This is a genomic window from Shewanella surugensis (assembly GCF_023284005.1).
GTDB lineage: Bacteria > Pseudomonadota > Gammaproteobacteria > Enterobacterales > Shewanellaceae > Shewanella > Shewanella surugensis.
Map to the genome: position 1 here is coordinate 64,518 of NZ_JAKIKS010000010.1, position 7,989 is coordinate 72,506.

The following is a 7,989-nucleotide window of genomic DNA, read 5'->3' on the forward strand; positions in this document are numbered from 1 at the left end:
CTGAATCGTGAGATAAGTAGCTTATTATGACGAATGCAATTGTATCACTAAAGAATATTAGTCATTTTTATCAAAAAAATCAGGTGTTAAATGATATAAACTTACAAGTCCATACTGGAGAAGTACTGGGTTTATTAGGTCATAATGGTGCGGGCAAGACAACGATGATGAAATTGATTTTAGGGATCATTAATGCCAGTAAGGGAGAGGTTGAAGTGTTTGGTCAAAACCCCAGTTTGAAAACTGCCATTTCGACTCGAAGAAAAATAGGTTACTTACCCGAAAATGTGAAGCTATATGAGCAATTGACTGCGAAGCAGGTGCTGACTTTTTTTGCGAGGTTAAAATCAGTCAATAGCACACAAGTGATTGAACTTTTAAGAAAAGTCGACTTGTATTCTGTGATGAACAAACCGGTTAAAACGTATTCAAAGGGAATGAGGCAGCGTTTAGGGTTAGCTCAGGCATTTTTGGGACGGCCTAAATTATTATTATTGGACGAACCGACGGTGGGTTTAGATCCTATCGCGACGCATGAATTTTATCAAAGTGTCGAGATGTTAAGGCGGGATGGTGCGAGTATTATTTTATGTTCTCATGTATTACGGGGGCTTGAACCCTATATAGACAAGGCATTAATTTTAAATAAAGGCCACATTGTTACCATCGGCACATTGGAAACATTAAGAGAAAAGGCCAATTTACCGATTAGTATTCAGACTCAGGGAATTGATGATATGCTTGAAAAAGATACGCTGTTAAGTCCTTTTTTAGTTTCGCCCTCCATATTAAATGTCAAAGATAAAGATAAAATAGCGACCATAAAACGATTAGTGAGTTATGAGCAATTAAGCGACTTACACATTGAGTCACCGAGTTTAGAGTCACTATATCAATATTATTTAACCGAGAACATGCCAATTAATCGTATTGAGGCAGTATGATGGATCCTATTTTAACGATTGCGATTAAAGAGTTTCAAGATGGGGTGAGAAATCGTTGGTTTATTTCTATCACTATTATATTTTCAATCTTATCTTTAGGCTTAAGTTATTATGGTGCCATTATTTCGGGGGAGTTACAGTTTTCGTCTATTTCGTCGATTATTGCCAGTTTGTCGAGTCTGGCTGTTTTTATTATTCCCCTGATCACCTTATTACTTTCATATGATGCCTTTGTGGGAGAGCAAGAATCTGGCACGTTACTATTATTATTCACTTACCCTATCAGCACTCACCAATTACTTTTGGGAAAATTCTTAGGGCATGGATTGATTATCAGCATATCGACGTGCCTAGGATTTGGTAGTGCGATGGTGCTACTGCTGATGCAATCTTCTTTAGATAATATTATTCCGGCCTTTAGTCTGTTTATTGCGACCGCGATATTATTAGGATTATGCTTTATTAGTATTGCTTATGTGATCAGCTTATCCGTCAATGAAGTGTCAAAAGCGGTAGGCGTTTCACTGATTGTGTGGTTCTTTTTTGTTTTTGTTTTTGACTTTACCTTATTGGCGATGCTGATCGGGATAAAAGATGGACTGACACAAGGGCAACTGGTGAATGTGATGCTACTGAATCCTGCTGATTTATTTCGATTGATTAATTTTGCTAGTTTAATGACTGAGGATATTAATGGCGTATTGGCCGTAGCGATCAATGCGAGTTTATCATTGTATGTATTAATCTTAGTGATGTTGAGTTGGATAGTGCTTCCCTTGCTGATTGCTGCATTCATATTAAGAAGGAAGACATTATGATGAATTATCTCATGAGCATGTTGATTGTTATTACGCCATTTTTTATGGGGGGATGTGGTGGTGAAACCACCGCAACGACACTGCCTGTTGTCGCTATTGGGCAGGGAGATGAGTGTCATCTCTGTGGTATGATCATTGTTAATTTTTCTGGCCCTAAGGGTGAGACTTATACCAAAACATCACCTACAGTTAAGAAATTTTGTTCTACGTTAGATTTATTTAGTTTTCTGCTTGATCCCGAATATCAATATCAAATCAAAGAGATCTATGTCCATGATATGGGTAAAACACCTTGGCAATCCCCCAAAGACAGTGACTTTATTGATGGGCGCAAGGCTTGGTATGTGGTGGGATCGAGTCAGTTCGGTTCAATGGGAAAGACACTTGCCAGTTTTACTGTCAGGGAAGATGCTGAGACATTTATGAGAAAGTTTGGCGGGCAAGTTTATGTGTTTGAGGAGATTAATATGGCAATGTTAAAACCTTAACAATGTGCAGCATGTGCCATTGAGTGTTGTTTGAAGTGGTTTTCGACATTGGCTGCTTCAGTATGGATGAATTTTACAAAGATTTGCTGTTGCCATTAAAATGGGCTTCACTTGCTCCTTTGTTTCATCGCAGCTATTTAACATCAGCAGTCACCCCATCCTCATTTTTGATAGTGATGTTTTTTAGACATTCCACCAATGCCGGCGTTCAGAGTGTTAGTGGGGTCTAATTGTCGGTAATGACTGCTCAGTGTCACGTTCGCATCATAATGATGCCCCACATTATGTTCTGCAGGATATTCAGCACCTCTTGCTTTTAATAACGCCAATAAAGCTTTTTTCACTGCTTGAGCATCTTCTCCTTTACGAACTAAATAGTCTTGATGAAAAACATGACAAAGGAAGTGTCCATAATAAAATTTATGCACAAGTTTGCTCGAGATCTCTTCTGGAATATCTTCAACCCAGTTCTTTTCATTACGTTTTAATGCAATATCCAACGCCACAATTGACTCAACCTCTTTATGATTAACGGCTGCATATTGAATGGCCGCTCCAGCCGCTGAAAATCGTAATAAATAAATTGACTTAGCTTCTGATTTCGTACATTTTAAAAATCTTAAATCAGATTTTTTTTGCATCGTACTCAGTAATTTATTCGTTTCTTTGGATTGACTTTGTTTCACCGTTAAAATTAACTGGTGCTCAAATGCCTTATTCCATTCAGACAGTCTTTTGGGTATTTGGCTCGGGAATAGCCTCGCGATGTAATGAATGCATTTATCAACAAAAGAAAATGGCAGAAAGCGTAGACGCTGGCATACTGCATCCAGTTTTTGCTTGAGACTAAAAAAATTAGGCAGCCAATGTGTACCTATGCTTTTAATTAATAACACGGTATCTCGTCCGTAATTATCCGTGAGTGAAATAATATCACGATGTAAATATTCAGCAGACACGGGTAAGCTTGAATATTGTGCCAAAATGGTCATTCGTATCTGTTGTAACGTTTCAGCCGAATTAGTACCAAGATAAAATGTCATTTCTTCTTCATTTTTTATAAAAGTATCAATCCTCACTGCAAATACGGCTAATTTTCCGGCACAGCCACTCACCTGAAATAAACGTCTTGGATCGGCATTAAACCTAGCGGGTGTATCATTTGAGGTTTCTCTAACCCATTTAGCATACTCTTTATCTGATGCCAACTTTTTTGAGGTTTGAATGTCTTTTTTTTGGTAATCCCTAGATTGTAAACGCGTTAATATTTCTTTTGGGGTAATACCCAACGCTATATCTAAATGATTAACTAACACTAAATCCCCTTTGTTATTCACTTGAGCATACAAAGCCAGTTCAGTGTATGCTGGACCTCGTTCGACTAATGCGCCTCCAGAATTATTACAAACACCGCCAACTATAGAGGCCCCTATGCATGATGAACCGATAACTGAATGCGGAACTCTGCCATAAGGCTTCAATTTTTGTTCCAATGAATAAAGGCTCGAACTAGGAAAAGCAAGAATTTGTTCTTGCTCCTCTAGCACATGGATATCTGTGATACGGGCAGTATTAATAATAATAGCTTCCCGATCACAACCTTCCGTTGGCGTTGATCCTCCCGTTAATCCGGTGTTTGCGGCTTGCATGATAATAATGACCTTGGCTTTAATACATGCTTCGAGTATCTGCCACTGTTGCCAAAGATCTTTAGGTTTAATCACGGCCAGAGCCGGACCATTGCCCTCACGAAATCCTTTACGATAAGGTGCTGTAGCACGCTCACCAGTTAACACATATCGAGCGCCAACAATAGCTCGGCATTGTGAGATTAGAGAGGAGCGTGACATAGACTTTTCTCCAGGTACTTAATAATGAAATAGAAAGAAGATCATTAGGGGACGTTGAAATTGATATTATTTTTCACCTAGAATCTATTTTAGTCACTAATTTCAGTGTGGCGTTAGAATTCACTTGCAGTGGTCAATAAACATTGACCACTTTGGTTCTATGTCTAGTGACCTTCTAGGCTCAAATCACCAATCGAAATGACCACAACACCGCCGCGGCTGTCATTATCATCAGTGGCTTGTAAACGATATTGATTGTAATACCCTGGATCGGCGACGGCATAGCAACGGGCTTCATTTCCACTCCAGTTTGTTTCATTGGATCGAGTATCTAATGTCACCCAGCTTGAACCATTTGAACCTTGTAAACTAAACTCTTTAGGAGCGCGCGTGGTGATACTGCCATTGGTATACTGAATACGATAATCTTCAATCATTTTCGCTTCAGGAAAGCGATAATCAATCCAAGCGGGCGTTTGCCATACTTGTGAAATCCACATTGAAGACGGATTATCATCAAAGGCACGCCACGCAGGATAACTGCTGCTGTATTCGCCTGAAGCAGAGATATTCAATGATGGACCCGTTTGTACTTGAGTTTGATCGGGATAGCGACCACAGCCACAACGTTCTAATGTCAGAGTGCCGATAGAAATGACCACGACGCCACTGCGAGTGTCATTATCATCGCTGACCACTAAACGATATTTTTTATAGGTGCCTGGATTTTGTATGACGAAACTCCGTTTTTCACTGCCACTCCAATTTACTTCATTATTGCGTTCATCCAATGTATACCATTGAGTGCCATTGGAACCTTGTAATTGAAAATCTTTTGGTGCCCGTGTCGTTATTGAACCATTGGTATAATCAATGGAGTATTGGGTGATTTTTTCTCCTTGATTAAACTCATAGCCAATCCAAGCGGGGGTTTGCCACACTGATGATATCCACATTGAACTGGCATTGTTGTCAAAGGCATTCGATGCTGGGTAACTATTGCTGTATGCCCCAGATGTGGTGATCATACTGAGATCGGGATTGACTGGAATGACGTCGTCACATGAATTTGCATAGACTGTGACGGGTAATAGAGTTGAGCAGTGCGGTTAATAATTGAGTGTGTACATTCATTATTTTTATCCTTAAAACTAAATGAAAAAAATGGGTGATACAGAGTGACCGTCATTGGTCTTTATGTATCATTTTAATTTGTGATGCTTGTTCTATTTAGTCCCCTTGTTTGTTGTTGATGTTTGTTGAAATATGAGATTGGCTGAGTGTTGGCATCATTAACAGTAAAAGAAGATAAAAATTCGGTAAAATGACTTTTACTTTTTAACTTTATGATTATTTTTGATATTTATTTTTTTTGGTCACAAAATAATCATCATTTTAATGTGAAAATGAGTGAGACCGATATGGTTTTAATCTTATTACATATCATTCTCTCTTCTCATATTGACCTCTTCATCCCGATGACGTTCTTTTTAATGGAGGGAAACGTGGTGTGGGATCTGAGGCACATGTTTTAGTGAGTATTGATTGCAAACTGTGATGGGAGATAATAATGAAGAGGGAAGTCGTCAGTCGATATTGGCGTTTATTTGGGTCTTAAGCTTGCTAGAGCGACATTACACCCCCCCTTTAGTGGCAATACTGTAGCAGCGTCTGGGGTTACCTTGCTGATATAAACTGCTGACTTCAGTGTTGCTTAATTGTCTATGATAGAGGTTAATGGCACCGATAGCGCCTTTAAATAAACCAGTCGTATATGAAGAGCGACTGCCGATCCTAAGTGGATTATCATTAGCCAGTGAAGCCATTCTGTCAGTGGGATCGGCTATAGAGATGAGTTGACCATCGAGATAGAAGCTCATGCCTTGTGGATTGTCACGATCAATGGATACGGCAACATGATGCCAGTTGCCATCGGCGACGAATCCGCCTGAATGATAAAGGCTGCAAGATGAATGGGGTTTTAAGCAATACCAAGAGCCATCACCGGTGGCGAGTTGAAAAGATAATAATCCTTCATCAATATAGAGGACGTAACCTTGGACATCTTTTTCTTGGTCTTCAAACCGTTTATCGACAATGACTCTTTGCTCCATCGCTTGAGTACGGAGCCAAGTGTCGATAGCAAAATCTTCTTTATGTATATCGAGCCTATCTTGATCTTCAATTTCAATATAATCATCGAGTCCATCGAGACAAAAAGCTAAATCAGCTTGTTGTTGGGCCAGCCGTATGCTGTTATCGATACTGACATCCAGTGATACTTGAGGCGTTTCATGAATAGAAATAAAGGCCAAACTTAAGAAGCCACAGATTAAAATTAAACTGAATAAGGCATATTGCTGAAAAGATAAAGTTGATACTGCTTTCTTGCTGGGTGTGTGTGTTATCCAGATTAAGGGGGCGGCAATAAAATAGCCTCGATTACGTTGATTTTGAATATAGGAGGTGACTTGACATTGATCTAAGGATTTACGCAGTAAGCTAATCCTTTGCTTTACATTTTCCTCTCCAGTAATGACATCTTGCCATACTAGCGTCAGTAATTCATGACAAGATAATGGCTTGGGTGCATGTAAGAGTAAGGTTTTTAATAATCGAAAAGACAACACCGATAATATAATTTCGTCTTGATGGAGAAAAACTTTTTCTGTTTTAAAACATATGTACAGATCATTCAGCCTAACAGCATTTATATTTTTTTCATCTATAGCTTTCTCATCTATAGATTGTCCTTTTGATAATGCTTGTTGCATGTCTGATTCCTTTCAGTTATGCGATCTTATTTTTTGGTTTAATTGTGTAATGTAGCATTATCATAGTCAAGTTCTCTTGAGCTTGCTGCTTGATTGGGGATAAGTTGTATTAGTACGCTTATATCATGGGTGAGAATACATGAATAAAATGGATAGCTGCTTAATTATTATCAATAACCCCTCCAATTTCAGATCCTTTTTGACGGCTAATATTTTTCATTTTTTTATTTTACTCTATGAGATAACTGACGTTGACTTAAGCGATATTTGTCGATAAAGCGAGTGATGCAATAGCAGGGCGGGATCGCACTTTGTTAACAAAGATTGAATCTGCTGAATTACTGTGATCTAATCGCACCTCACTTTCTGAGAGGTAACCCAATGACCCTGATCGAACACCTTACCGTTGTTGAAGAAACCCGTTCTAGTATCAACCAAAGACACGACCTTATTGACGTCATGTTCCTCATCATTAGTGCAATCATGGCTGGAGCCGAAGGATGGCGTGATATCGAAACTTACGGTGATGCAAAAGCTTCATGGCTTAAGCAATACAGGGGTTTTGAGCATGGTATTCCTCGGCGACATACCATCGCTAGGATCCTTCGAACCGTGGTAGCAGAAAGCTTGCTTGAAGCCTTGATGAGCTGGGTTAATCCTAGATCTCAGCAATAAGCGACACACGTTTACCTGTTAAAAACTCATAAGGACTGAGAAAGTTTAACGCCTTTCTTGGCCTCATGTTAATTAAAAATTCAGCATTGGCTATCTCCTGCTCATTAAGTGAACCTATTTTCATTCCTTTAGGAAAAAATCGCCTTAATAAGCCATTCGTATTTTCGTTTAATCCTCTTTGGCACGAACGATAAGGCTTAGCAAAATAGATATCACACTTAAGTGATTTTGCTATCTCCTCGTGGCCTGCAAACTCTCCACCATTGTCAAAAGTGATTGTTTTACAAATCGATTTAAACGGCTTCATCATCACTTTTATGGCTTTCGTCACCTCTTTTTTTGACTTGTTTTTAACCCGCTTAGTTAACAGGCATTTAGAGATGCGTTCTACCAATGTCACCAGGTAGCCATCTTGCCCATATACCGTATCACCTTCCCAA

7 protein-coding genes and 1 pseudogene are annotated in these 7,989 nt (G+C 39.1%); 4 read left to right on the forward strand and 4 right to left on the reverse strand.

Annotation, left to right across the window (positions count from 1 at the left end):
- Positions 1 to 26: 26 nt before the first annotated feature.
- From L2764_RS04300 to L2764_RS04310, 3 genes are read left to right on the forward strand one after another with little or no spacing between them, the layout of a single operon-like run.
- Positions 27 to 944 (forward strand): ABC transporter ATP-binding protein, encoded by a 918-nt coding sequence (locus L2764_RS04300; protein WP_248939012.1) that lies wholly within the window; start codon positions 27 to 29, stop codon positions 942 to 944.
- Positions 944 to 1,762 (forward strand): ABC transporter permease, encoded by an 819-nt coding sequence (locus L2764_RS04305; RefSeq protein ID WP_248939021.1) that lies wholly within the window; start codon positions 944 to 946, stop codon positions 1,760 to 1,762. The genes L2764_RS04300 and L2764_RS04305 overlap by 1 nt, the downstream gene beginning before the upstream one ends.
- The gene (locus L2764_RS04310; RefSeq protein WP_248939013.1) at positions 1,759 to 2,250 is read left to right on the forward strand and encodes a nitrous oxide reductase accessory protein NosL; all 492 of its coding nucleotides are present in this window, start codon (positions 1,759 to 1,761) and stop codon (positions 2,248 to 2,250) included. The genes L2764_RS04305 and L2764_RS04310 overlap by 4 nt, the downstream gene beginning before the upstream one ends.
- A 161-nt stretch (positions 2,251 to 2,411) precedes the next feature.
- On the opposite strand, the gene dld is transcribed toward L2764_RS04310, so the two are convergent.
- The 3 genes from dld to L2764_RS04325 form a co-directional block, all read right to left on the reverse strand.
- Positions 2,412 to 4,100: a D-lactate dehydrogenase gene (dld, locus tag L2764_RS04315; protein ID WP_248939014.1), complete on the reverse strand. Its 1,689-nt coding sequence runs from the start codon at positions 4,098 to 4,100 to the stop codon at positions 2,412 to 2,414.
- A gap of 164 nt (positions 4,101 to 4,264) precedes the next feature.
- A complete protein-coding gene (locus L2764_RS04320; RefSeq protein WP_248939015.1) occupies positions 4,265 to 5,128 on the reverse strand; it encodes a discoidin domain-containing protein in 864 nt (287 codons plus the stop codon).
- A gap of 606 nt (positions 5,129 to 5,734) precedes the next feature.
- Positions 5,735 to 6,874: a LamG-like jellyroll fold domain-containing protein gene (locus L2764_RS04325; RefSeq protein WP_248939016.1), complete on the reverse strand. Its 1,140-nt coding sequence runs from the start codon at positions 6,872 to 6,874 to the stop codon at positions 5,735 to 5,737.
- Positions 6,875 to 7,255: 381 nt separating this feature from the next.
- Here L2764_RS04325 and L2764_RS04330 point away from each other — a divergent pair.
- A pseudogene (locus tag L2764_RS04330) lies at positions 7,256 to 7,531 on the forward strand (ISAs1 family transposase); the annotation flags it as partial.
- 1 nt (position 7,532) lies between these two features.
- Here the strand turns inward: L2764_RS04330 and L2764_RS04335 are convergent.
- The coding region (locus L2764_RS04335) for an IS30 family transposase (protein WP_248939017.1) at positions 7,533 to 7,989 on the reverse strand (457 nt) is incomplete at its 5' end.